At 47.5% G+C, this 25,327-nt stretch carries 20 protein-coding genes, 1 pseudogene and 1 riboswitch; of the genes and pseudogenes, 14 read left to right on the forward strand and 7 right to left on the reverse strand.

Annotated features, from left to right (window positions below; translation table 11 throughout):
* Nucleotides 1-99 precede the first annotated feature (99 nt).
* Nucleotides 100-711, reverse strand: a complete 612-nt coding sequence (locus P364_RS0126150; RefSeq protein ID WP_024632995.1) for a superoxide dismutase — start codon at nucleotides 709-711, stop codon at nucleotides 100-102.
* A gap of 538 nt (nucleotides 712-1,249) precedes the next feature.
* On the opposite strand from P364_RS0126150, the gene P364_RS0126155 reads away from it, so the two are divergent.
* From P364_RS0126155 to P364_RS0126200, 9 genes are all read left to right on the forward strand, one after another.
* A complete protein-coding gene (locus P364_RS0126155) occupies nucleotides 1,250-1,675 on the forward strand; it encodes a GNAT family N-acetyltransferase (protein ID WP_024632996.1) in 426 nt (141 codons plus the stop codon).
* Between the two features lie 421 nt (nucleotides 1,676-2,096).
* Nucleotides 2,097-2,702 (forward strand): signal peptidase I, encoded by a 606-nt coding sequence (gene lepB, locus P364_RS0126160; protein WP_024632997.1) that lies wholly within the window; start codon nucleotides 2,097-2,099, stop codon nucleotides 2,700-2,702.
* A gap of 179 nt (nucleotides 2,703-2,881) precedes the next feature.
* Nucleotides 2,882-4,771: a tRNA epoxyqueuosine(34) reductase QueG gene (gene queG, locus P364_RS0126165; protein WP_024632998.1), complete on the forward strand. Its 1,890-nt coding sequence runs from the start codon at nucleotides 2,882-2,884 to the stop codon at nucleotides 4,769-4,771.
* A 15-nt stretch (nucleotides 4,772-4,786) separates the two neighbouring features.
* Nucleotides 4,787-5,818, forward strand: coding sequence for an HD-GYP domain-containing protein (locus P364_RS0126170; RefSeq protein ID WP_024632999.1), 1,032 nt, complete (start codon nucleotides 4,787-4,789; stop codon nucleotides 5,816-5,818).
* A 223-nt stretch (nucleotides 5,819-6,041) separates the two neighbouring features.
* A complete protein-coding gene (locus tag P364_RS0126175) occupies nucleotides 6,042-6,305 on the forward strand; it encodes a YneF family protein (RefSeq protein WP_024633000.1) in 264 nt (87 codons plus the stop codon).
* A 177-nt stretch (nucleotides 6,306-6,482) separates the two neighbouring features.
* A complete protein-coding gene (folE, locus tag P364_RS0126180; protein ID WP_024633001.1) occupies nucleotides 6,483-7,076 on the forward strand; it encodes a GTP cyclohydrolase I FolE in 594 nt (197 codons plus the stop codon).
* A 260-nt stretch (nucleotides 7,077-7,336) separates the two neighbouring features.
* Nucleotides 7,337-8,191, forward strand: coding sequence for a lipoate--protein ligase family protein (locus P364_RS0126190; RefSeq protein ID WP_024633002.1), 855 nt, complete (start codon nucleotides 7,337-7,339; stop codon nucleotides 8,189-8,191).
* A 70-nt stretch (nucleotides 8,192-8,261) separates the two neighbouring features.
* Complete coding sequence (locus P364_RS0126195; RefSeq protein WP_024633003.1) at nucleotides 8,262-8,486, forward strand: hypothetical protein; 225 nt, start codon at nucleotides 8,262-8,264, stop codon at nucleotides 8,484-8,486.
* Nucleotides 8,487-8,756: 270 nt separating this feature from the next.
* Entirely contained in the window at nucleotides 8,757-12,398 is a 3,642-nt protein-coding gene (locus P364_RS0126200) for an S-layer homology domain-containing protein (protein ID WP_081718146.1), read from the forward strand.
* A gap of 134 nt (nucleotides 12,399-12,532) precedes the next feature.
* Here the strand turns inward: P364_RS0126200 and P364_RS0126205 are convergent, their stop codons facing one another.
* Nucleotides 12,533-13,855, reverse strand: coding sequence for a Fe-Mn family superoxide dismutase (locus tag P364_RS0126205; protein ID WP_024633005.1), 1,323 nt, complete (start codon nucleotides 13,853-13,855; stop codon nucleotides 12,533-12,535).
* Nucleotides 13,856-14,057: 202 nt separating this feature from the next.
* Nucleotides 14,058-15,086: an alpha/beta hydrolase gene (locus P364_RS0126210; RefSeq protein WP_024633006.1), complete on the reverse strand. Its 1,029-nt coding sequence runs from the start codon at nucleotides 15,084-15,086 to the stop codon at nucleotides 14,058-14,060.
* Between the two features lie 358 nt (nucleotides 15,087-15,444).
* Between P364_RS0126210 and P364_RS0126215 the strand changes: the two genes are divergently transcribed.
* A complete protein-coding gene (locus P364_RS0126215) occupies nucleotides 15,445-16,188 on the forward strand; it encodes an IclR family transcriptional regulator (RefSeq protein WP_024633007.1) in 744 nt (247 codons plus the stop codon).
* A 118-nt stretch (nucleotides 16,189-16,306) separates the two neighbouring features.
* A riboswitch (TPP riboswitch) is annotated at nucleotides 16,307-16,420 on the forward strand.
* A 367-nt stretch (nucleotides 16,421-16,787) separates the two neighbouring features.
* Entirely contained in the window at nucleotides 16,788-18,572 is a 1,785-nt protein-coding gene (gene thiC / locus P364_RS0126220; RefSeq protein ID WP_094939459.1) for a phosphomethylpyrimidine synthase ThiC, read from the forward strand.
* 516 nt (nucleotides 18,573-19,088) lie between these two features.
* Here the strand turns inward: thiC and P364_RS0126230 are convergent.
* The 4 genes from P364_RS0126230 to P364_RS0126245 all read right to left on the reverse strand — a co-directional run bounded on the left by P364_RS0126230 (nucleotide 19,089) and on the right by P364_RS0126245 (nucleotide 22,536).
* Nucleotides 19,089-19,781 (reverse strand): hypothetical protein, encoded by a 693-nt coding sequence (locus P364_RS0126230; protein ID WP_029881313.1) that lies wholly within the window; start codon nucleotides 19,779-19,781, stop codon nucleotides 19,089-19,091.
* A 201-nt stretch (nucleotides 19,782-19,982) separates the two neighbouring features.
* Nucleotides 19,983-20,150: a hypothetical protein gene (locus P364_RS37645; RefSeq protein ID WP_161634257.1), complete on the reverse strand. Its 168-nt coding sequence runs from the start codon at nucleotides 20,148-20,150 to the stop codon at nucleotides 19,983-19,985.
* 544 nt (nucleotides 20,151-20,694) lie between these two features.
* Nucleotides 20,695-21,513 (reverse strand): zinc ribbon domain-containing protein, encoded by an 819-nt coding sequence (locus P364_RS0126240; RefSeq protein WP_024633010.1) that lies wholly within the window; start codon nucleotides 21,511-21,513, stop codon nucleotides 20,695-20,697.
* Nucleotides 21,514-21,585: 72 nt separating this feature from the next.
* Nucleotides 21,586-22,536 (reverse strand): helix-turn-helix transcriptional regulator, encoded by a 951-nt coding sequence (locus P364_RS0126245; protein ID WP_024633011.1) that lies wholly within the window; start codon nucleotides 22,534-22,536, stop codon nucleotides 21,586-21,588.
* Nucleotides 22,537-22,619: 83 nt separating this feature from the next.
* Here P364_RS0126245 and P364_RS0126250 point away from each other — a divergent pair, with 83 nt between their 5' ends.
* The 3 genes and pseudogenes from P364_RS0126250 to P364_RS38800 all read left to right on the forward strand — a co-directional run.
* A complete protein-coding gene (locus tag P364_RS0126250; RefSeq protein ID WP_024633012.1) occupies nucleotides 22,620-23,315 on the forward strand; it encodes a response regulator transcription factor in 696 nt (231 codons plus the stop codon).
* Complete coding sequence (locus P364_RS0126255; RefSeq protein WP_024633013.1) at nucleotides 23,308-24,396, forward strand: HAMP domain-containing sensor histidine kinase; 1,089 nt, start codon at nucleotides 23,308-23,310, stop codon at nucleotides 24,394-24,396. The genes P364_RS0126250 and P364_RS0126255 overlap by 8 nt, the downstream gene beginning before the upstream one ends.
* Before the next feature lie 432 nt (nucleotides 24,397-24,828).
* Nucleotides 24,829-25,156: pseudogene (locus tag P364_RS38800) on the forward strand (M15 family metallopeptidase); the annotation flags it as partial.
* Nucleotides 25,157-25,327: the final 171 nt, after the last annotated feature.

Below are 25,327 nucleotides of genomic sequence, written 5' to 3' on the forward strand. Positions count from 1 at the left end.
TACATTGAATGAACTGACGTGAAGCAAACAAAAGCACACAAAAAAGAGCCTGATCCGGTCGCGTTGACCGAGTCAGGCTCTTCTATTATGCCAGCAGTCTTATTTCGCTGCAGCGTAACGTTTGTTTACTTCATCCCAGTTGATTACATTCCAGAAAGCACCGATGTAGTCAGGACGTTTGTTTTGATATTTCAGATAGTAAGCGTGCTCCCATACATCCAGACCCAGAACCGGAGTCAGACCTTCGAAGAGAGGGCTGTCTTGGTTAGGTGTGCTAGTGATGGACAATTTGCCATCTTTGCCAACGACGAGCCAAGCCCAGCCGGAACCGAAACGAGTTGTAGCTGCTTTTGCAAAATCTTCTTTGAATTTGTCAAAGCCACCCAGTTCGCTATCGATTGCTGCTGCGATGTCGCCAGTAGGAGCGCCGCCGCCGTTAGGTCCGATGATTTCCCAGAAGAGGCTGTGGTTAGCGTGTCCGCCACCATTGTTGCGAACCGCTGTGCGGATACCTTCAGGTACGCTGTCAAGGTTAGCAATCAGATCTTCCAAGCTTTTTCCTTGCAGTTCAGGAGCGCTTTCCAGAGCTGCGTTCAAGTTCGTTACGTAAGTATTGTGATGGCGATCGTGGTGGATTTCCATCGTTTGCGCATCAATATGTGGTTCCAGTGCGTCGTTAGCGTAAGGAAGTGCTGGTAATTGAAAAGTCATAGTGAAATACCTCCTGAGATTTTGGGATTTTTGTTAAGGTCAGCATTTTGCATAATTCAATTCGAATCGCTCCCGGGACAAGTTTTAGACGAAATAATATCACTTCGATCTATATCTTGCTTAATGAAAGTCGCTCATAGGATTTATGCAAATTGCCCAGGTACATATGTAATAATACCCTTGTCACTAATATTAAACCGCATCCGGGCTAATTAAGCAACATTTTTGTTTATTAAGTCCCCCCAGACGTTAATCCATTCATGGGTTAGAGATAACAAACATATTTTACCCATTATGAAACTATTTATGTGATTTTGGAGGTCAGAATAGAGGAAAAGTTTAATATTCGGATGTAAACGGTTACAATTAAGCGCTTTCAAAAGAAAATGCGTGTTTTATGGCGTAAAGTATGGTTTAATTGACGAAGAAGCGGTATTTTCTCGTTTTTTGTCATTATATGAACATTGGGTTTTTGGTAAAAAGGGGAACCCCTTTTTGTAAAACCTCATCTAAGCTAACGAAAAGGGAGATTTAAGACATGCACGTTCGTTCCTTTCAGTTGAGTGATGCAAGCCAGATGACAGAGCTTCTCCAGGTTGCACTATCGGAAGAGTGTTATGAGAACACGATGGGCCCGTTTGCCCGTCAATTGTCATGGGATTCTGACCTGATCATGGTTGCGGAAGAAGAGGGAGACCTCGTCGGCGCTTTGATCGGTACGATTGACCACAACCAGGGATGCATCTATCGTATTGCGGTCCATCCAGACTATCGTCGCCGCGGAGTCGGCAAAAAACTTGTCGAGGCCATGGAACAACGGTTCCAGCAGCGTAAAGTCAGTCAAATTTGGGTGGCGGGTGATGAGCACAACAAAGTAGCCATGCCTCTATATGAAGCAATGGGTTACGGTGCCAATCAGATTATGAGCGCTTTCCAGAAACTCAGTATCTTGTCCAAAGCTTAGTTTGTATGGTTAATAAAGAAATATAACAGATTTTCATTTCATATTAGGCGTATCTTTCAACGTGTAACAACGTGGGGGATACGCCTTTCTATTTATATGGGTGCTATTCACCGATTATTCCCCTTTTTTCGCCACTTCTGAACGCTATTACATTTAACTTGGACCCCTATTCTAACTGTTATATTCGCATTGTTATTACCTTTCCAGTGGTATTGGTGCTCATAACCAATTGTTTCACCCTTGCAAATGAAGTAGAATTAAAAGGATTATGATCACTCGATTTTGGTAATATCAGAACATATAAACACGGAGCCCGAGCTTCCTGATATTTTAAGAAAAACTTTCACTATATGCGGTCTTTCTCCCTTGAAAGTACATCGATAGACGTTTTTCTTACAAAATTGATAAACGAGGTGTCTCTTTGAACTCCAATAACCTTTCAACGGAGCATGTGGCTTCCAAGGAACGAAACGGGCCAGGAGTGCCTGATCAACCGGGGAAATCCTGGGGTGCAGAGCTTTGGGACTGGGTGAAAACCATTGTGATAGCTTTTGTGATCATGATGCTGCTGAACCTGTTTGTATTTAATCTCTCAATGGTCAAAGGTCAATCAATGCAGCCCACGCTGGTGGAGCGAGACCGTCTGTTTGTGAATAAAATTGTATATGATTTTGGGACACCGTCCCGATCGGATGTCATTGTGCTTCGTGATCCAAGTGAAGGTGTTGAGAAAAAAGATTTTCTGGTCAAACGGATTGTTGGACTTCCCGGAGATACGGTTGAAGTGCGGGATCACCATCTGTTCGTAAATGGGGAGCAGCAAGCGGAAACGTACACGGATACGGAGGTTCAGGACCCTGATTTTGGACCGATTACGCTGGAAGCGGATCATTACTTTGTGATGGGAGATAACCGTCATGAGGGCAAGAGCAAGGATAGTCGTGTGTTTGGAAGCATTACATCCAGTGAAATTGTAGGCAGGGCGGAATTTATTTTTTGGCCGTTCTCGGAAATTAAAAAACTGTAAAATGTTAGCAGGACAAGGACAACAACTTCGCGCTGCATTTTGCGTTAAACGATATAGACTCGGTTTCTTTTTAGCTCCGGTATGTCCGACTTGTATATCGAAATCAGCGCCTGTCCTCCCACCTGAGGCGGGCGTTCACTATTTACGGAATTAGCGTTGGAAGAAGAGAGGGAATAGATATGACGAGTGCACAGACCGGAGCAGCAAATGCGGCAGCTGTATGGGAGAAGTTAAAACAAGAGATTAAGGCAGCCGCTCCCGAGATTGGCATTGATGATATTGGGTTTGCCTCGGCAGAGCCTTTCGTGACATTGAAGTCTATTCTGGAGCAGCATCGGGCTAAAGGGTTTGAATCCGGATTTGAGGAGCCTGACATTGAGAAAAGGGTGCGTCCCGAGTTGAAGGACGGAGAGCCTGCTTCGCTCATTGCGATAGCCGTGGCTTATCCTTCGAAGATGATCAATCCGCCGAAGTCGGAGCCGGGCGCCTACCGTGGTATTCTGGCACGTTCTGCCTGGGGGCAGGATTATCACCAAGTTCTGCGTGCTGCGATGGACAAGCTGGTTCATTTTATACGTGAGCGCGTACCTGAAGCCATGATCGAAAGTATGGTAGACACCGGGGCGTTGGTGGACCGAGCTGTTTCCCAGCGTGCGGGGATTGGATTCAGTGCCAAGAACTGTGCCATTATATCGCCCAAATTCGGTTCATGGATCTTTCTCGGCGAGCTGGTAACCAATATCCCGTTTCAGCCAGATAACCCGGTGACCGAGGATTGTGGTGAATGTACGAAGTGTATTGATGCCTGTCCAACAGGAGCATTGGTGGGGCCGGGACAGCTGAATGCACAGCGCTGTATATCGTTTGTGACCCAGACAAAAGGCTTCGTTGATGAAGAATTTATGCTGAAAATTGGCAATCGCCTGTACGGTTGTGATACCTGTCAGATTGTCTGCCCGAAGAATCGGGGTAAAAATTGGGACCACCATCCCGAGTTTCATCCCGATCCGGAGATTGTAAAACCTTTGCTGATACCGCTGCTTGACATCGGTAACCGTGAATTTAAAGAGCGCTTTGGCCAAAGCTCCGCCGCTTGGCGGGGCAAGAAGCCAATCCAGCGCAACGCCGTGATTGCCCTGGGCAATTTCAAAGACAAAACCGCTGTACCAAAACTAACGGAGGTACTGAAGCGTGATCCGCGTCCCGAGCTGCGGGGAACTGCAGCCTGGGCGCTGAGCAGAATTGGAGGAGAAGACGCAATGAGAGCTATTGGGGAAGCTGCCGCTAACGAACAAGATGGGAACGTGCTAAGCATGCTGCAGAAGGCCAAGGAACGACTGAGTTCGTCCGCGACCTTACCCGATAAGCCTCAGGCAGAGCAATCGAGCAACAATAAGCCTGAGGATCAGAAGGAACAGAATAATCAGCTTAACCAATTGGATGGGCAACAGCCAAGTCAGGTAACGGATGAGGCACCCAAACAGGAGAACGGACAGACGACAGAGCCTGCCAAACCGGAAGCTGCAGCATGGAAACCGTCAGCCGTAACAGGTCTGCATGGTACACCCGTATATTACGATGAGGTGCTGACACCGATCGGAACACTTACGCTTTGTGCTACGGAAAAGGGGCTGTGTCACATTGATTTTGGTGCTTTCCATGTGCGCGAGGCGCATCTGCAACAATGGGCCCGTACCTGGATTGGGGAATATCGATATGAGAAAAATGAAGAGAAGCTGAGTGAAGCTGTACAGCAGTTGAAGCAGTATTTTGCAGGAGAACGAAAAGCGTTTGAACTGAAGCTCGATTTGTTTGGAACACCATTCCAGCTACAAGTATGGCAAGTCCTGTCCGATATATCTTATGGAGAGGCCTCAACACACCAACAGGTTGCGGAAATCATCGGCAGGCCCAAAGCTGTTCGAGCAGTTCTGGATGCGATTAGCAAAAATCCGATTCCGATTATAATTCCCTGTCACCGCATCAGCGGTAAAGACGGAACCCTGGTGGGTTATGTAGGCGGTCTGCAAACCAAAGAGCAATTGCTCACATTGGAGCAGCAATCGTAAGAGCGGGGGACGTTCATGAAGTATGTTAACGTGGAGAGCGTGGAGGCGGGGGAGTTTTTGGGTAAAACCATATATTCTGGCAACGGCACGGTATTGCTGTCTGCCGGAGTCCAGCTCACCGTATTTATGGTTAATACGCTGAAGCGTATTGGCGTGACCATGCTGTACATCCAGGATGAAGCGTATAAAGATGTGGATACAGAAGACATTCTGGATGAAGCCACGAAAAAGGCAGTAATTAATGAAATGAGTGTCACGCTTGAATCTATTCGTTCCGGGAAGGACTGGAGCCCGAAGAAGGTCGCCATCAGCATAGATAAATTGTTGAACGATGTTCTGAACGGGCGTGAATTGCTTGTCCAGCTCACAGATATTCGGACCAAAGATAACGCACAGTATGTTCACGCCATGAATGTATGTTTGCTGTCTTCTGTCATTGGTCTGAATCTGGGGCTTAACTATGCGCAGCTTAAGGATCTGGCTGTCGGAGCCCTATTGCATGACATCGGCAAAGTGGGGGAGCCACCCGGCAGCGGTTCAGCAGCGAATTCTTCTCTGCATCACACGTGGAAAGGGTTCGAGTTGATCAAGTCCAAACGGGAGTTCAATCTGCTTGTGGCACATACGGCATTGCAGCATCATGAGCATGTAGATGGTACAGGACTGCCGAGAGGTATCAAGGAAAAAGACATTCATCTGTTCGCCAGAATCGTCAGTGCAGCTAACACGTATGATAATCTGATCAATGGCCTTTCGGGTCGAAGTATGCTCCCACATGACGCCTGCGAAGAGATGATGGCGATGTCTGGCACGAAGCTGGATAGAGATATTCTGATCGAATTCAACCGGAGTGTGTCCGTTTATCCGAATGGAACAGCAGTTCGATTGTCTACCAGGGAGACCGGAGTCATTGTACGTCAGCACCGGGGATTGCCCGGCAGGCCAGTCATCCGGGTTGCACGTGGCAGTACACGTTATGATCTGGATGTGATAGAAGTGGACTTGGCTCAGCATACAACCGTTTTCATAGAGGCGGTCCTGATGTAACTTAAACGGATGTTGCTGAGAGATTTACTGAATGTTTTCGATCTGTTTCCTGGATGTTAAATTCGGTAGTTAGCTGGAAAATCCGTTTGCTCAAGGCGTGCGGAAATGCTATGATAACTTTCAGGAAATCCGGTACGTGTCATGTTTGCATCGTGAGCATTCAACATCATGTGCTGACACGGATCATCAGGCTTTTTAGATTGCATACAGAGGTGTCTAAGAGATGGCAATAGCAATACCGATTATTACATTGATTGTTGGTCTGGTCGGAGGATTTTTCATTGGGGTATACTACTTGCGGAAGCAGCTTGAGAAAATGCAAAGTGATCCCGACATGCTCCAGAAGATGGCGAAGCAAATGGGTTACAACCTGAATGGCAAGCAAATGCAGCGCGCCCAGCAGATGATGAAGAACCAGCAGCCTGGCGCGAAGATGCCTCAGCCGGGGCAACATCCTGCGCGTAAAAATTCGGGCCGCCGAAAATAATAGCTGTGAGTGAGTATTTTGCATAAATCAAAAGAGCGACTTCCAATCATGAATGTATAGATCGAAATGGTTTTATTCGTCTATATATTATACCCGGGAGCGGTTAGAATCGAATTATGCATAATGCTGAAGTGAATAGTTGCTTACAGCATGTGGTTCGAAAGGAGGCGTTCGGCAGTGGCTGGCGTTAAAGATTATTTGAATTCAAAAGTATCCGACAATCGGGAGAAGATCGAGTATCACGTTGAGCAGATCCTAAAATTGATCGGTGAGGATAGTACGCGTGAAGGGCTGCTGGAAACGCCTGCACGCGTAACCCGGATGTATGAAGAGATTTTTGGCGGGTATGAAGTGGACCCGCGTGATGTACTTGGGGTTACGTTTGACGAGAATCACGAAGAACTGGTCATTGTGAAGGACATTGTCTATTACAGCCAATGTGAACACCATATGGCGCCTTTCTTCGGCAAGGTGCACATTGGATATGTACCGAGCGGCAAGATTGTGGGACTGAGCAAAATGGCCCGTTTGGTGGAGGCGGTTACCCGCCGCCTGCAGGTTCAGGAGCGCATTACCTCACAGATCGCCGATATTCTGACTGAGGCGGTAGAGCCGAACGGTGTCATGGTCGTCGTGGAAGGCGAGCACTTGTGCATGTGTTCCCGCGGCGTGAAGAAGCCGGGCAGCAAGACGGTAACGTCTGCTGTGCGAGGTTCTTTCCGTGACAATCCGGCACAGCGTGCAGAGTTCCTGTCACTGGTGAAAGATTAAGATTGGCTCATTCCACGCGTTGGACAAGCCAGAAGCATTTGAATCCTTTGGCGTAATTATGTTGTTTCCATTCGGCAATTTTTGCTGGAACTGAAATGGCAGAATAGATGCTTGTGCCAATGGAAGCTTTCATAAATAAGCCGTGTTCCCTGGGGAACCGGCTTATTTATATATTACTTTTGCATTCACACAAGGAGATACATAAGGATCACCCAATTATTTCAGTTCATCCAGATTAGTTTAGTCGGAGGCTATCTTATATGAGTATACCGTCCAATTCAGATCAACCCGGATCGCGGGGAGCAGAGCAGCATCTGCAACTGGATCAATCATTGCGTCTGCAAATTTGGGAGACACCGCTCCTGCGGCCCGGGAGCAGTGTACTAGAAGCATTTGCCTGGGAAGAAGTCATGTGCCGCCGAGTGGGAGAAGGTCAGTTGCCTGTTGCTCACATTTGGCGGCATCCAGATGCCTTTGTAGCGGGACTGCGAGACAGGAGATTGCCACAGGCCGTAGAAGTCATGGAACGCATGAGAAGCCAAGGCACAGCGGTCTGTGTTCGTCCATCCGGTGGTGCAGCAGTTCCCCTGAATCCAGGGGTCGTTAACGTGTCTTTGATTCTGCCCAACCCGGGACGTGCCATCAATATTCACGACGATTTCCGAGAGATGGCCTCATTGATCGCTGAATCGCTAACACCATGGTCGAGTCAGGCACGTACGGGGGAGATCGAGGGTGCTTTCTGTCCTGGCGATTATGATGTCAGTGTGGGTGGACTGAAATTCTGTGGTATTGCCCAGCGCAGACAGGCCAAGGCTTATATTATTACTGCCTTTATCATCGTGGAGGGACAAGGAGATCAACTGGCAGCAGATGTGCGTCAGTTCTATCAGGAAGCAGCAGACGGTGCCAACGAAGGGTATCCGGATGTTCGGCCCGGAACGATGGCGAGTTTGCAGGAACTGGCAGGTGTCCCTTCTGCTGCGGCGTATACAGCCTCGCTGGTACGCACACTGCGTCAGCGTTTTCCCCTTGCGGAGACAAGCCGAGTGTTGACCGTGGATCAGGAAACCGTCAGACGGACGGCTGAGCAGATGAAGCTGCGTTACGATTAGGTTCAGAAGCTTGGACTTGGAATTGGTTAATAGAGATGATATGATGTGATTTCGGAAGGAGAGTGTCTACATGGAAACATTAAGATATACGTATTTATATGAGGTCATTTCCACAGGCGAAAAGTCTGAGTTCAGCCAAATGGCAACAAGCAAAGAAGAAGCAGCTGCTCTGATCATTGCACGTATCGCTGATCTTGAATTTACAGGAGAGGAAGATATCAAGCTGGGCGATCTGATCGCGATTAGCAAACAGGTTGGCGACAATTATGTTGCCTGTGAGGGTTGCGCCTCTTAAGGTAAACGCTCTGCATAGTGGGCCTCAAATGATAAGCAAGTCTCTAGTATAGAGGCTTGCTTTTTTTGTTCTGTATTTGGATTATTCGATTCCGTGCCCCGCTGAACTGAACAACAATTGTACGGGAAGAAACATGTTCATTTGAAAGTGGTTTTGCAAAAATGCGAGAAAAGGCATAATTTCACGAAAAATGCCGATAAATGTTCAGAATCCGTTCAGAGCTGATAGTTATAATCTTCCTACAACAGAAAGAGAAGGGAAGATTCGAACATGCGAAAAAAGGATCACCAGAAGCGCGCCAGGCTCCTGAGACGAATAGGGGTCGTGATATTATCGTTCCTTATGGTCTTCGGTATGCTGCCAGTTGTGTTTCAACAAGGCGTCGTTCAGGCCAAGAGTTGCTATGAAATGACGGAAACCGATTCTGATGATGTTGAATGGAAGCTCATTAGTACGCCTGAAGAGCTCTATTGCGTAAGAGAAGACTTAAACGGTAATTACAAGCTGAAGAATGATATTTCTGAAGCAGCCATGAGCACGTTTTTGAACGGAGGCTCTTGGACTCCAATTGCTGACATGATAGAAGATGAGCTTATGCCTTTTACAGGCAGGTTCGATGGGAATGGTTATTCAATCTCCGGTTTGAAAACGACAGATGAGAATCAGAACGATGTGGGGCTGTTCTCTGTATTACAAGGTGCTGAGGTTAAAAATCTTGTATTAAACGATGTTTCTATAAAAGGAAATGTGATCGTAGGCGGACTTGCCGGACGGAGTACAGAGTCCCGTATTGAAGGGGTCCAAATCAGTGGAAATATACAAGGGAATATGAGAGTAGGCGGTATTTCAGGTTTATCGGACGAAAGTGAATATATAAATAACAGCACTAATGTCGCGGTGACCGCCTTAGGTGAGGATGGCGACTCACTCGGGGGACTTGTTGGAGAAAGTAATAAGGGCATAATCATTGCGAATGCTGCTGAAGGTATAGTGAGTGGTTACGAGGCTATAGGTGGACTGATCGGAGAGTCGAATGATAATTTCATTCGTCAGAGCTACACTTCAGGACAGGTGGCGGGTAACTACCAGGTAGGCGGTTTGATTGGCCAACTTAATTATGAATTAAGCCATACCATTGCAGACAATTATGTGGTCGGTTCTGTTAGATCTGATGCTTCAGGGAATAATGACTTTTCTGCTGAAGGTATTGGCGGCTTGTTTGGTGAAGTGAATAAAGTACGTAGCTCGAGTAACACCTCTCAAATAAATGTACTTCATAATTATGTGGCGGCATCTGTAAACATTATGTCTGATAATTCATCATCACCCATTGATGATCAGACGATAGGGTTAGTCATTGGTAATCTGAATGATCCAGAAAATCAAGTTATCTTTACTAATAACTACTATGATTTAGCCAAGAGTAGTACGAACCAGCAGAATGGTTCTAATTATGCAACGGGTCTTACTACTGAGCAGATGAAACAACAATCTAATTTCAGTGGATGGGATTTCGATGGAGTTTGGACAACTCGTAACAGGATCAACGATGGGTATCCGATCTTGCGTTCATCCAAGCTTATGAATGCACCGACTCCACCACTGCCCGATCCTACAATAGGTTATCTGTATCCATATCCTATGTACGGAACAGTTACTCAGTCCACATCTAAAGTTACGGTGAAGCTTAATGAAGCTGGTAGATTTTATTTTGACAATCAATTGTTTGATGAGGAAATCGTAGGACAGTCGGAAGAAGATACTAAATTACATGCCTTAGCTAATCTATCTTATGTTGATCTAGAAGCTAATGAAGAAAAATCGTTCTTGTTCACAGGATTGGACGAGAACACTTGGTACCGAGTGTTCCTGGCGGTAGAAGATAAGAATGGTCAGCTCAAGAACATGGGAGATCGGGGATATTCAACACTTGCAAACTCAACTCCTCTTCCACAAAACGTAGTGGCTACACCTGGTGATGGTCAGGTTGCCATTGAATGGACTACAGAGCCAGAATTAGATTATCGCGTGTATATGTACCAAGGAACAGCAGCGCCTGAGGATCCCGATCTGTGGACGGATGTGACGGACAGTTACAGTGATGGACATATCAGTGATCTGACAAATGGGCAGTCCTATATATTTGCAGTTAGATCGTATACTTCCGATGAAGAAAATTCAGATTATGTTGCATCTAACGTTGTGATCCCGCAAGAGGAGAATAATAATGGTGGTGGATCTAATCCAGACCCAGACCCAGACCCGAACTTTCCTGTACCACAGCATGTAGTGGCAACAAAAGGTGAGAAAAAGGTTACGTTAACTTGGGATCCAATCATGAACGGATTAGCTTCGGTCTATATGTACGAAGGCTCATCAGCACCAGTAGATCCTTCACAATGGGTACTTGTTACTTCTAATATTTTGAATAGCAGTTGGGAAATTAATGGTCTTAGAGAAGGCGAAAAATATATTTTCGCTGTTAGAGCTGTATATGAAGATGGCGTATCCGAATATGGAATTTCTAATTCAGTGAAGATTAACATAACTCCATCCAATCCAGAAACGCCAGGTAATGGGGGAGGTGGGGGAGTTATTACTCCTACTCCTGTAACGCCAACAACTCCACAAGCTCCACAGAAAGAAGTAATCAAAGTGGATGTAGCGAATGGGGATCAAGCTTCAACGATCGCTTCCTTGGAGATTAAACGTACTCGAGGAACAGATGGTACGGTAAAGGATGAACTTCTTCTTGATCAGAGCAAAACGCAAACCATTATCGACCAGTTGAAACAGACAGGCTCCCGTACAGCGGTTGTCTTGATTCCAGACGCAAAAGATGAAGTATCACAGTGGGATCTGAACCTCACTCCACAATCGTCAGCAATGCTGGCTGAGCAAGGAGTGGATCTGGTTATTTCCAATCCTAATGTGAAGATTACCATTCCGGCGAGTTCCTTGAACGGACGAACAGATGATATTTATTTCCGTCTTGTACCAGTGAAGAAGGAATCCCAACGTTCAGAGATCCAAACGAGAGCACAGGCGAATGAGTCGATCATCCAATTCGTAGGCACAACGGATATCCAGATCATTGGACGTCCAATGACGATCGAAACGAATCTACAAAGCAGACCTGTTACGCTTATATTGCCTTTAGATGCTAATCAGGTTGCAGGTGTGAAATCTGAGGAGCTAGGTGTATATATTGAGCATAGTGATGGAACGAAGGAGCTTGTACACGGCAAACGGGTTACCCTAAACGTTGATAATCAGCAAGGTGTCGAGATTGAAGTAAACAAATTCAGTACATTCTCCATTGTTAAGGTCAAAGACTGGACAGACAACACATTGAAAGCAAAGCCTTATATTCAGGGGTACACGGATGGCAGTTTCCGACCAGAGCGTAATGTAACTCGTGCGGAAATGGCAACATTAATCACGCGTATTCTGGGAACATCTACTCTTGAGGGAAGTCATGAATTTACAGATGTTACATCCAGCCACTGGGCACAGGCGGCTATATTAGCGGCAGCCCAATCCGGTTCTGTTCAAGGCTATACAGATGGCAGCTTTAAGCCGGATCAAGCGATTACTCGCGCGGAAATAGCTGTCGTGTTACAGCCGTTATTAACATCTGATCGGATGACTACTGCGCCGACAGCATTTACCGATGTGAACGAGCATTGGGCGCAACAAGCAGTAGAACAATTAAGTTCGGCGGGAGTAGTTACCGGATACAAGGATGGCACGTATCGTCCAAGTCAGCCGATAACCCGCGCTGAAGCTGTGACCATGCTGAATAAACTGATTGGTCTTCAAGCTGAAACGAATGCAGCAAGACAGTGGTCGGATGTACCTGCCACACATTGGGCTTATGAAGCGATTGAGGCAGCTTCTATCCGCAAGTAAATAGTTGTATTCAAACTCAAAGAGATATCTTTCAGTCATTCGGCTGGAGATATCTCTTTTTTACATCAACATATTGCACCATGGATTCAATGCGCTCCAGAGCACTCCCCGATACTATGCTTAGCCCGACAATCCTAATAAGGCGGCCATAACAGCTTGCGCGCAGTTTCGTAACGTTCCGCCACAGCTGGCCAGTACACAACCTTCCACCAGTCCTCGATATATTTTTTGCGTTCATTCTGGTGTTTCAGATAGTAAGCGTGTTCCCATACATCCAGCGGCAGGAGAGGCACGATGTCGGACTGAGATAAATTCTGGTGCTTCTCCGCCTGCAAAATTTCCAATCTGTGCGCCCGTGGGCTCCAGACCAGCATGGCCCAGCCGCTGCCCTCCACCTTGTTGGCAGCCTCGGTGAATTGATTTTTGAACGCCTCATAGCTGCCGAAATCTCGCTTGATCTGTTCTGCGAGCATGCCGGAAGGCTTACCTCCACCTTTGGGATTCATGATCGTCCAGAAGATCGTATGCAGGTAATGGCCTGCACCATTAAACGCGAGTTCACGTTCCCAATGTTTGATGAGTTCGAAATTGTTCTTTTTACGCGATTCTGCCAGCTTTTTCTCTGCGGTGTTTAGTCCATCGACGTAGGATTGATGGTGCTTGTCGTGATGGATGCGCATGGTCATCTCGTCAATATGCGGCTCCAGCGCATTGTAGGCATAAGGTAGGGGAGGCAGTGTGTGTCCGCCAATAGGCACAGGTTTCTCCCTGACCACCGCTGCGTTAGCGTTGGGTGTGCCCTCTTCGTTTGTATTGGGAGACTGAACAGCAGCTGAAGCCTGCGCCTGTACGGATGGATGGGGGGTGTTGGCTGTTCCCGCAGCCGAAGACGGATTTTCTACAGCTTCACGATTGGACTGTCCAGATACGGACGTTGAGGCAATGTGTACGTTGGAATCAGCCGGTTGCCCCGAGGTTTGAAGAATATGTTCCAGTGAAAAAGTTGAATCAGACACCGAATCTCGCATAGCTCCATGTTGTTTCAGCGTTTCAAGTACCCCCAGGAAATACTCGGATTCGCGAATGAAATGCAGAATAACCATTTTGGCAAGCGGGACAGACTGAACAGCAGTGCTTTGCTCCAGCAGGACATATAGCTGTCTAATGAACTCTCGCGATTGTGCGCAGGCTTCAGCCACGAGCTGTTCAATACAGCGGATGATGTAGGGGGCAGGAGGCTGGGTTCCCGGCAGTATTTGCTTCAACAACTGATTCGCGACACTCTCGCTGTTCTCAAAGATGGCTTCCCATTCCGCAAGCCATTGGACATATGAGGGTTCAAGATCAGGAATCAATGCACGGATGACAATCGTATGTTCCTTTTCTTGCTCTTTCCAGAAACGAACTTCTTCAAGTACCCTTAGAGGCAGCAGATGTCCATATCCATACCAATTCATAAGTGGTAAACCTCCGTTTCAAATGAATTCAAATCTAGATCCAGCAGCAGAAATAAAATTGGCCCCCCCGGTTCCCTCAATTTTGTAATACACAAGCTAGAGCTGTCTTTAATTACGTCCCAAAAGTATATTCTCCAGTCATGTTGTCCTATGTGTACAAAAAAAAGAGCCCCGTTATAGGGGCTCTTGAATTACCGGATCTTCACGATTCTCCGGCATTGGTATTTTCCACATCATCGCTGCTCGTCTTCGTTACATGACTCAGGAATGTGGAGACACGACGCAGGTATTCCTTCGGATGCTCCCGGAAGATCAGCTCATGATGCGCACCATCCACAATCCATTCATCGGAATACGGATTGGTCTGGTTGGCAGCGAGCAGCTCTGCAATCGGGTAAGGAGCTTTCTCATCCTCGGTACCATGGATGAAGAAAATAGGGAACGGATAATCGTCCTTTTTCACTTCCTGATACGGAATCTGCTGCAATCCGGTCCCGTTCAGAATGGGGAACAGCAGATTCATAATCTGCAGCGTAGGCTGACGCGGCAGATCAATCTGATTATGGATGTTATGGTACAGTGTATCCGGCTCAAGCAGGAACGTGCTGTCCAGAATCATCGCATCCACATCTTTGGTAATCAGCCCAGTCTGGAGGGCTGTACCTGCACCCATGGAGAAGCCCCATACAACAAGCTCCTGAGCTCCGCGCTGCTTCGCAAACTGGATTGCGCCAAGCAGCTGCTGGGATTCGGCTTTGCCGCCTGTGGCGACAGCTTTGTTCACCTGGGAAGCGAAACCGTAATCGAACATCACCACATTGAAGCCGAGTTGGTGAGCATAATGGGCCAGGTCATACATCGGTACCCAGGTTTCTTCACGATTCGCACCATATCCATGGCTGAATATGATGGTTTTGTTTGCATTATCGTCAGCCGGAATATACCAACCCTGCATCGTTCGACTGCCGTCTGCTGCCGGAAACGTGATGTCTTGATACTTCATGTTCTTGGCCTGCATGGGATTGGAGAAGACAGGCGCTACCGTTGGATTGGATAATACCCAAGCAATATAACCGTGTAGTGCAATAAAACAAAAGAGCAGAAAAAATACAACGGAGAGCAGCAGCGCCACGACAATATGTTTGAACCGGATCAACCTCGGTGATAACGAAGAAGGCAGATCTGACACTTTCGTTTGCAGCGGGGCTTCGCTCTGGGATGTCGGATACATGATTGCCCCTCCTTTAAAAATCAAATGAAGATAACAACGAGACGAACAGAGCGGATAAATGATTTTTCTGACTACGTATGAAGCAAAATCTTAATTTAGTATATCTTTATCGTATGTTCCAATATAGTCAAAGTCAATTGATTGGAGCCATTTGTTACGCAATTGTTATATAGTTCTGAAGATATATGGTTAACATTTCCTTAGGGTGCAAATAGCAGGGGATTTTGATTTATAAAAAGAAAATATTTACAATTATCTCTCTTCCAATTGGCGCTTTTTAGTTTACAGATGAGACCGTTTCTCATATAATTTATGTAACCAAGTTTCATGTGATGAAACATGAGGAGGGCAATATGCCATGGAAGACCGAAAGTTAACCGTCCGGGCTGTAGAACGGGCGCTGGATATATTATTGTGTTTTACAACGCGCAGTGATCTGGGACTCACGGAAATTGCCACTCAGATCGGTCTGCACAAAAGTACAGTCCATCGTCTGATGGCTACTTTGGAGGAGAAAGGGTTCGTGATCCGGGATGCAGCCACCGAGAAGTATCGACTCGGCATACGCATCTGGGAGCTGTCTGCGCATATGTCTCGCAGCGATGATCCTGCCATTCTGCTTCTTCCTGCAATGGAGCGGCTGAGGGATCGACTGGGCGAAACCGTAAGCTTATATCTGCGTGATGGCAGTGAGCGGATTCGGATTCAAGCCGTGCAGAGTGATCAGGCGATTCGCCGGGTGGCTCCGGTGGGAGTCAGACTTCCGCTATCTGTGGGAGCGTCCAGCAAAGTGCTGATGGCTTTTGCCACCGAGGAAGACCGTGAAGATCTGATGAATGGACCGGAATGGCCGGTATTTATCGATCCCAAAGTATATTTGGCACAGATGAAAGACATTCTGGAATATGGCTACGCAACAAGTTATGAGGAACGTGAACCGGGAGCTGCGGCGGTATCTGTCCCCATCCTGGATCGGAAAGGAAACATCGCTGCTGCCTTGTCGGTATCCGGGCCTGTTAGTCGTCTCTCGCAGGAAACGTTGCATGAATATGCTCCTGTGCTGAAGGAAGCAGCTACACAGATGGGGCTTATGTTATCCTGATTTTATTTTCTGAATATAAAGGTTGTTTTTATGATTCGGTTGCGCTACTCTGTAATGGACGGCCCAACGGGGCCTGCATAATTGAATATGCATTTGCGGCTTAAATGCTGCAACTTGTTAACGTTACTGGGGGAGTCCGAATTGTCCGGACTGAGACGGAATCGCATGAGATTCCGGACCCTTTGCACCTGATCTGGATCATACCAGCGTAGGGAAGTAATCGGCGATACGACCACGAACACCACATGATGTGACCTATGGATGGGGCTCCGCTATGGAGCCTTTATAAGGTGCGTTATTGGTGATGGACATAAGCCGGTTCCCTTGGGAACCGGCTTTTTTTATACAGTAAACAGGCGGAAGACGCTGCCAGAACTGCTTTTGGGCAAAGTACCCGGGAGCATCTGCCAAGCTTCTGGGATAGAGTTCATTTGCATTGACTGCCTGCGTATTACTAAATGTGATGTCCCTGCTTTATGTCGTATGGTCGCTCTTTCTTTATCTATGTTGTGGATGATTAGGACAAGTGCGCAAGCATTTCAATCCAGACGATCACCAATGAGAAGGAGACAAGAGCGATGAGTAAAGGGAACAGAACGATGGGACAGGACGAGCAGGATCAGCAGTTGGCAAAAGAAAAAGGGGCGACCGGACGGGTTCAGCCCTTCCCGGGCAGCCGCAAAGTTTACATTTATGGCTCTCGACCGGACATTGCTGTACCGGAGCGTGAAATTGCCCTTCATGACACGAATACTCCCCAAGGAGTGGAGCATAACGAACGGCTGCGTGTCTACGATACGAGCGGGCCGATGACCGATCCCGGATTTCATGCCGATATCCGGGCAGGTCTGCCAGCGCTGCGTACGCGATGGATTACGGAGCGTGAAGATGTTGAAGCTTACCGGGGACGGACGGTAAAGCCGGAAGATAACGGTCTGAAGCCAGGAGGGAAGCGAGCTGGAGCCGAGGAGTATCCAGGGTTGCGTGGTCAACCCTTGCGAGGAATAGCTGGGCGCAGCGTGACCCAGATGCATTATGCACGAAAGGGAATCATCACACCGGAAATGGAGTTCGCCGCCATTCGTGAAGGCGTGGAGCCGGAGTTTGTGCGACAGGAGCTGGCGAGTGGCAGGGCGATCCTTCCGTCGAACATCAATCACCCGGAGAGCGAGCCGATGCTGATCGGGCGTCATTTTCATGTGAAGATTAATGCGAACATCGGAAACTCTGCCGTATCATCCTCTATCGAGGAAGAGGTGGAGAAGATGACCTGGGCGGTACGCTGGGGGTCGGATACGGTGATGGATCTTTCCACAGGCAAGGACATTCATACGACTCGGGAATGGATCATCCGTAATTCTCCGGTACCGATCGGAACGGTGCCGCTCTATCAGGCGCTGGAGAAGGTCAATGGTGAAGCCGAAGCACTGACCTGGGAGTTGTATCGTGACACGCTCATTGAGCAGGCAGAGCAGGGCGTGGATTACTTTACGATCCATGCAGGCGTGCTGCTGCGTTATATCCCGATGACCGCCAAACGCATGACGGGCATTGTGTCACGGGGCGGGTCCATTATGGCAGCATGGTGCCTTGCGCATCATCAGGAGAATTTTCTGTATACCCATTTTGAAGAAATCTGCGAGATTATGAAAAGGTATGACGTGGCGTTCTCTCTCGGGGACGGGCTGCGCCCAGGAAGCATCTACGATGCCAATGACGAAGCCCAGATGGCGGAACTGGCTACGCTTGGTGAACTGACACAAATCGCCTGGAAGCATGATGTGCAGGTGATGATCGAAGGTCCGGGACATGTGCCGATGCACAAGATCAAGGAGAATGTCGATCTGCAAATGGAGATTTGCAAGGAAGCGCCGTTCTATACTTTGGGACCGCTGACGACCGATATTGCACCGGGATATGACCATATTACCTCGGCGATCGGGGCAGCGATGATCGGTTGGTTCGGTACGTCGATGCTCTGTTATGTTACACCAAAAGAACATCTGGGCCTGCCCAATAAGGATGACGTGCGGGAAGGGGTTATCGCCTACAAGATTGCTGCACATGCTGCCGATCTGGCGAAAGGTCACCCGCGTGCCCAGCGGCGGGACGATGCGCTATCCAAAGCACGATTCGAGTTCCGCTGGCGGGATCAGTTCAACCTGTCGCTGGACCCGGAACGTGCGCTATCCTACCATGATGAGACGTTGCCGGCCGAAGGGGCCAAGGAAGCCCATTTCTGCTCCATGTGCGGGCCGAAATTTTGCAGCATGCGGATTACGCAGGATATTCGTGCTTTTGCCGCGGACAAAGGATTGTCCGAGAATGAGGCCCTGGCTGCTGGCATGCAGGAAAAGGCTGAGGAATACCGAACACGCTCCTAAGCGTTGTTACAACGCAATCTGGGCAGCCTGATATGGTGAAAAGCCGTTCCTCTCCGTGATCGTGGAGAAGAGCGGCTTTAACCCGGTATGTGGTGTGCACACTTAATCTTAGAGGACAAGAAGTACGACACAACATATTTTTATCACTTATAGGTTGATTGTCTCATAGATGTTTAATAAAATGAGTATAAGTAAAAACAAATAAGAGTAGCCAGGCCAATGGCTACTCCTGCACAGCATTTGCGGTGGGTATTCCTCCAAGTGCAGCATAGTTAGACGAAGTGACCCGTCAGGCCGTCAACCTGTGGCGGGTCACTTCTTTTTACGGTCGATGTATGTGAGGAGCGCAATAACTAACATTGCGAACACGATTACGTCGTTGAAAGAGAAGTTCATAGAATCACCTCCCACTGGAGGCAATCTATTTCCCACCACAAATTGGCTGTACAAAATGATTATACCATTCGAAAGACTCTCATTCGAGAGTCTTTTTATTTTGCTTCATGAGCTCAACACTTAACGGTGGGCCAAGCTCAACTTCTTCTCCAAATAAGCCGAGAGCGATGCCAGCGGGCTAAAGATCAACATGCCGGTATCTGCTGTAACTCGTGCCGCTGCGGGAGCCATGGACAGCTGAGCCGCTACTACCGTGCTTCCCGGGGACTGCTCAGCAATCTGCTGCAATCCAGCACTCACCGCGGCAAGATAACCTTCCTTATCGCCTCGCATAATTAACTCGAATGTACCCGGGATCAATACCGCTTCAGCTTCTACAGTTGCAATCCCGTTTCGCTGTCCATTCTCATCATCCTGCCGCAAAGCCTGATTCACCCGTACCATCGTTCCTTCAATCGTCGCAGGGTTGGTAAACGCCAATATGTATCTCCCCGGTACTCGTTTCATTTCCTGAAGTAATGGATCATCAATACCAACCACTGCGACGGGAACATGCTGTGCCTCCTGCTCAAGTGCGGCTGCAAACAGGGTACAGGTGACGAGGATGGCATCTGCATGACAGTGTGCGATCCATTGCAGCGTCTGTGATACTTTCGCACGCGTAACTGCCCCGGTGAAATCAGCATCATGTTTGAGGCGGTCCAGACCCGGATCGACATAATGTACAAGTTCAACCTCATAAGGAGCGAGTACTTCTTCAATCAGTGCAATGTTGGAATAGTGAGCGTGAAAACAGCCGATAGTCATCATCATATTTGCCCCCTGAAATGGATGTTGTCTCACTAAACTGCCGTAGATATTTAACCCATTATAGGGATGTGACCATAGACTGTACATATGTAAAATGCTGATGTAACAACAAATTAAAGCGAAAACGCGAATAACCGTTCATCCACAACTTCGCAGAGAACGGTGCAGCCATGCAAGCAATGCTCAATTCGCTCATCATTTCATTTATCGCAAAGAAGGGGAGGCGTTCTTTTTAGCCATTTTTTGCTGCAAAATTTCATGAAAGGATAGACCTTGATTGTTCTCATTCTCCTTTTTGGGAGCAACGGTCGCCGTGTTGCGCGGATATTGGTGGTGGTACGGGATCATTTGCTGAATAGGCATGCGGATCATCTTGGTTCCTCCTTTAATGCATTTTCGAATATGCATATCTGATTATTAAATAGCTTATGTATTCCAACAGGTTATCGTCTCTGTTACGCAAATAGGTATATGTGACTTGTTAGACGAAACAGGCAACTTAAGGTGTAATTCCAATTGGGTTGTAGTGATTTTACCCCGTATTGAGGAGATGTAAACGTTTTTAAAGAAATTCAGGAGGAAAGGACCGAATATGTGAGGTTTTGTATGGGAGGATAGAAGCGATTGTTAAGTGAATAGACCCAGTTTTGGGATTGCCAATTGTGTCGAAATTAAGACATATAGTCTGGTTGTATAGGTACGACATAAGCTAGCTAACTTGGTACCATGGTCGGTTGTCGGGTGCATATTAGGGCAATTTTCGACGGATAGACAAAAGGGAAGTGCCAAAAAAGCCGCCAGGAAACCTGGCAGCCTAACAGCATTTTGCATAAATCCATGAGCGGAATTTCATTGCTGAGATACAGATATAAACAGTCCAATTCGGATTAACAAATGATCATGATCACTTTTCTTCTTATTTTTCGCGGCGAACAGCAATATACAGGTCCACTTGTACGTTCTCAGGATCGAGACTTCGCTCATCATACAATTCGAAATCTCCGGTAAACGTGCGTTCCCCCTGTTTGTTCCAGGCCCACACCGCACCCCATGCTTCACCCACGACTTCGGCCATCGGACCCTTTCTGGAGGTGAACACCGCATATGTTGCAGGTGGCAGCTCAACGGAATTCACTCCCTCAGGCAACGATTCATCCGGGCCGACTTCATGTCCCACCAGTATGGTGTATTCTCCATGTATGCCATCCGTATAGTCAGCGTAACAGCCATAGCGGGCCGCTTCAGGGGCAGGCTGGTGATCTGAAGCGAAGTAGCTGTTCCAGAGACCCTGAATGCAGCCTTTGCCACTAATCTCAATGGCGTTGGTTGTTCTGGAGGACACACCCGCAAGGCGTTTTCCTGGCAGTGTGACATACCGAATGGGCTCTGTGGAGAGCGTATTGTCGGGCGTTACTTGATCAAGGTCATTGGACTCATCCGAATGTTCTGCTGAAAATGCCACGTTCCGTTCAGAGCCGGAAGCATTCCATCTTTTCAAAAAAGGAAGTTGGTTGCGCAGCATTGACCTTGCTGATTCCTCGTCCATACCTTCCTGATTCAGGATGGCGGTGCACATTTCAATCATGCCCTCCAGTGTAATATCGGGCTGCTCAAACTTGCCTTCTTTATAACAATAGATACAGTATTCGCGGGTTGTAGTACCATCCGTTTCTGTTCCGAATTGGGCAGGGGTAGTGAGTGGCATTCCACAGCTCTGGCATACGGTGACGTTCATAATTAATTCCTCCTCGTTATGTACAGCTTGAATATAATAGAAGTATAACGGGAGGAACTGGACACCTGTCTGTCAGGTTCGAGGCGGGGCATTATAATTTTGCACAATTTGTTCGGCAATTCTACGAATTTCTTCTCGAATATGCAGTGGCTCCAGCACTTCGACATCTGCGCCAAATCCAAGAATGAACCCGTACAGCCAGTTGTCCTCCGGAAATGCGACCTGGCTGATATAATAGCCCTCATCATCCGGGATGACGCTCTCTATGCCAAACCATTCCACTGCGATGTGACGGATACGCGCATGGAATCTGAGGGTCAGAGGCACCTTGTTATCCGGGGTTGCCCAATCCTGCTGCCAGGGTCTGTCCTGCAGGTTAATCGGCTTGCGTTCGAAGTTTCCTTGGGCAAGGGCGACGTCTCGCATGCGGACCAGCTTGAACATACGGAACTCGTTGCGTTCGTGACAGAACGCATAGAGGTACCAGGAATGCTTTTTGAGCACAAGGGTATGCGGATCGGTCGTTCTATGGGTCTGGGTACCTTCGGCACTGCAATAGGTAAATGTAATGGGCCGCAGTTGATCCATGCCCTGTTCAATGAGCTGGAGCTTGATTTGCAGCGCTTCGGGATGCGTCCACATCGAATAATCTACAATAAAGCGGCTGGTATTGGCCTGGAAATCTTCATTTTTGGCTTCAGGCACGATACTGCTGAGTTTCTCCATCAACAGGTCTCGTGCCACATTCGTATGGGAGGTGGAGACACTCCGCAGCGCAGTGACAATGGAGGCCAGATCTTTGTCGGTCAGCACATTTCGGTCAAGCCGGTAACCTTCTGCAAGGCCAATACCACCGCTTGCACCTTGATAGGTGACGACAGGGATACCCGCCTGACCCAGCGTGTCTATATCTCGGTAGATGGTACGAATGGACACCTCAAACGTATCCGCCAAATCCTTGGCCTGCACCCGGCCACGATTGATCAACAGCACAACAATGGCTAATAAACGATCCAGTTTCATATATTGGATTCCCTTCAATCATTTATAAGTTGGATTCAGATATGTTATATTGTTGAGCATCACATATAGGAGTGGAATAAGCAATGAAACGTATTACGATTTTGATCGCAGATGATGAAGTTGAGATCGCTGATCTGGTTGCATTGCACTTGCAAAAAGAAGGATATCACATCATCAAGGCATTCGATGGGAAAGCGGCGGTTCAAGCCGTTCAGACACAAACGATCGATTTGGCTATTTTGGATATTATGATGCCTGGTATGGATGGATATGAGGTAACCCGCAAAATTCGAGAGCAGTATCACCTGCCTATTATTTTTCTAAGCGCCAAAACCTCGGATATGGATAAAATCACTGGGCTCGTGATGGGCGCAGACGATTACATGACCAAGCCATTTAACCCGATGGAACTGGTCGCCCGGGTCAATTCCCAGCTGCGCCGTTCACTTCAATTCAGCCAGTCTGTACCGATCCAGCGCTCCATTCTGGAGAAAGGCGGCCTTATTATCTCGCCAGATCAGCATAGCGTCACCCTTTATGGCAAGCCCATAGAATTAACACCCAAGGAGTTTGACATTCTGTATTTGCTCGCAAATCATCCCAAACAGGTGTTCAGTGCAGAGAGCATCTTTGAACAAGTGTGGGGTGAGGCTTATTATGAGAGCGGCAATACCGTGATGGTTCATATTCGAACCCTGCGCAAGAAGCTGGGGGAAGATGTAGACAAGAACAAGTTTATCAAAACGATCTGGGGTGTGGGGTACACATTCAATGAATAAACGCAGAAGTTTTCGAACAACCATGATTCTGTTACTTGGTCTAAGCATGCTGGCATCTGGCGCGATTACCTTTGGGGTATATAAACTGATGCAATACTATTACACCGGAGTGCGTGCGGAGGATCAGTTAGCTGAATATCGTCACTTTATGAAAAGCATAGGGGATATTTACTTTTTCCTTATCCTGTTCATTCCGCTTGCTATACTGTTTTTCTTCTGGTTTACGAAGCCATATGTTACCTATTTCAAAGATATCTCTACTGGTATCCGGCAACTCGCGAGTGGAGATTTCCAGCACCGTGTTCAGATTTCGACGAAGGACGAGCTGGGCGCGATTGCAGAGGATATAAATCTGGCAAATCTGAAGCTGAAGGAAGCGGTAGAACGGGGAGATTTTGCGGAGAGCAGCAGGGACCAGCTGGTAGTAAACCTGGCGCATGATTTACGTACGCCCCTAACGTCAGTATTGGGTTATCTGGATCTGTTGATGAAGGATGATCAGCTGACGGAAGAGCAGGTCAGACACTTTACAGCGATTGCTTTTACCAAATCTCAGCGTCTAGAGAAACTTATTGATGATTTGTTTGAGATTACACGAATGAACTATGGCATGTTGCCGATCGAGAAAAAGAGACTTGATCTTAGTGAGCTGCTGAGGCAGATGAACGAAGAGCTGTACCCCGTTTTTGAAAAGAACCACCTGGTCACCCGACTGCATATCGATTCCGAATTAACCATCTCCGGCGATGGTGAGGTGCTTGCACGCGTGTTTGAGAACCTGTTAATCAATGCGGCACGTCACGGTACAGATGGTCTTTATGTGGATATTCATGGGCATCGTGATGCAGGACAGGTTATCATTCAGATCATGAACTATGGGGGACATATTCATCCAGATGATCTGCCTCATATTTTCGATATGTACTATACCGGAGATCGGGCGCGGACACCTCAGGAAGGTGGAACAGGTCTAGGACTTTTTATCGCCAAAAACATTGTGGAGCAGCATGATGGGACCATTTCGGCCCAGAGTGATGTCGTACGGACCGTATTTGAAGTTCGGTTACCTGCAATAGAATGAATTTACATGCCAAATTTAAGAAAAACTTTAGAATTGCCCTGCTTTTTTTTAACTAGTTTTCTCTATCCTTGATAATACGAGGTAAAGGAGGAACAAGGGATGAAGAAGTGGGGATTTTTGATATGTATCATTGTACTGGGATATATTTTTTCCAAGTCACCTGCATTGTTTGAGCAGAAGGAAGAAGCGAATCTGCAAATTCAGAATACGGCTGAAAATCGGGCGGGATATACCAAAACCATTAACGTGGATATGAAGAATCAAGTACATAAAGGGAATTTACTGCTCGTCAATTCGGAGTATCCTGTTCATGCGGAGGGTATTAGAACGGACATTGTGAATTTGGCTGAACAACAAGATCTGGTTCGTGGATACGGCTTGCTGGATCACAATATCATGTTGTCAAAGTACGTAGCGCAAGCGTTCGAGAAGATGATTGAAGCTGCAGCGAAAGATGACGTGCGTTACTTCCTCATCAGCAGTGGTTATCGAGACTTTACGAAACAGGAGCAGCTTTACGAGGAAAAGGGTTCGGACTATGCGCTTCCTGCGGGTCACAGTGAACATAATCTGGGCTTGTCCATGGATATCGGCTCTACCCTGGCTGCCATGAGTGAAGCGCCAGAAGGAGCTTGGCTGGAGAAGAATGCATGGAAATACGGATTCATTTTACGTTACCCGAAGGATAAAGTGCACATCACCGGCATTCAATACGAACCTTGGCATTTTAGGTATGTGGGACTGCCTCACAGTGCCATCATGTATCATAATAACCTGGTGCTGGAGCAGTATTTGGAGCTGCTGCAACAGAAAAAGAGCATTTCCGCTGAAGTCGGGGACAAGCACTATCATGTGCGCTATTACGATGCATCCAAAGAGAAGAGCATTAACGTACCTGAACACGGTCAATATGAGATATCGGGAGACAACA

It is taken from the genome of Paenibacillus sp. MAEPY2, from assembly GCF_000499205.1.
In the GTDB taxonomy this organism is placed as follows: domain Bacteria; phylum Bacillota; class Bacilli; order Paenibacillales; family Paenibacillaceae; genus Paenibacillus; species Paenibacillus vandeheii.

Bases quoted from the DNA above. Each gene is read 5' to 3' on its own strand.
- P364_RS0126150 (WP_024632995.1), bottom strand. From the start codon at position 711: ATGACTTTTCAATTACCAGCACTTCCTTACGCTAACGACGCACTGGAA.
- P364_RS0126245 (WP_024633011.1), bottom strand. From the start codon at position 22,536: ATGAAACTGGATCGTTTATTAGCCATTGTTGTGCTGTTGATCAATCGT.
- P364_RS0126250 (WP_024633012.1), top strand. From the start codon at position 22,620: ATGAAACGTATTACGATTTTGATCGCAGATGATGAAGTTGAGATCGCT.
- P364_RS0126170 (WP_024632999.1), top strand. From the start codon at position 4,787: ATGAAGTATGTTAACGTGGAGAGCGTGGAGGCGGGGGAGTTTTTGGGT.
- P364_RS0126230 (WP_029881313.1), bottom strand. From the start codon at position 19,781: ATGATGATGACTATCGGCTGTTTTCACGCTCACTATTCCAACATTGCA.
- P364_RS0126205 (WP_024633005.1), bottom strand. From the start codon at position 13,855: ATGAATTGGTATGGATATGGACATCTGCTGCCTCTAAGGGTACTTGAA.
- P364_RS0126210 (WP_024633006.1), bottom strand. From the start codon at position 15,086: ATGTATCCGACATCCCAGAGCGAAGCCCCGCTGCAAACGAAAGTGTCA.
- thiC (WP_094939459.1), top strand. From the start codon at position 16,788: ATGGGACAGGACGAGCAGGATCAGCAGTTGGCAAAAGAAAAAGGGGCG.
- P364_RS0126215 (WP_024633007.1), top strand. From the start codon at position 15,445: ATGGAAGACCGAAAGTTAACCGTCCGGGCTGTAGAACGGGCGCTGGAT.
- queG (WP_024632998.1), top strand. From the start codon at position 2,882: ATGACGAGTGCACAGACCGGAGCAGCAAATGCGGCAGCTGTATGGGAG.
- P364_RS0126190 (WP_024633002.1), top strand. From the start codon at position 7,337: ATGAGTATACCGTCCAATTCAGATCAACCCGGATCGCGGGGAGCAGAG.
- P364_RS37645 (WP_161634257.1), bottom strand. From the start codon at position 20,150: ATGATCCGCATGCCTATTCAGCAAATGATCCCGTACCACCACCAATAT.
- P364_RS0126255 (WP_024633013.1), top strand. From the start codon at position 23,308: ATGAATAAACGCAGAAGTTTTCGAACAACCATGATTCTGTTACTTGGT.
- P364_RS0126155 (WP_024632996.1), top strand. From the start codon at position 1,250: ATGCACGTTCGTTCCTTTCAGTTGAGTGATGCAAGCCAGATGACAGAG.
- P364_RS0126240 (WP_024633010.1), bottom strand. From the start codon at position 21,513: ATGAACGTCACCGTATGCCAGAGCTGTGGAATGCCACTCACTACCCCT.
- P364_RS0126200 (WP_081718146.1), top strand. From the start codon at position 8,757: ATGCGAAAAAAGGATCACCAGAAGCGCGCCAGGCTCCTGAGACGAATA.
- P364_RS0126195 (WP_024633003.1), top strand. From the start codon at position 8,262: ATGGAAACATTAAGATATACGTATTTATATGAGGTCATTTCCACAGGC.
- P364_RS0126175 (WP_024633000.1), top strand. From the start codon at position 6,042: ATGGCAATAGCAATACCGATTATTACATTGATTGTTGGTCTGGTCGGA.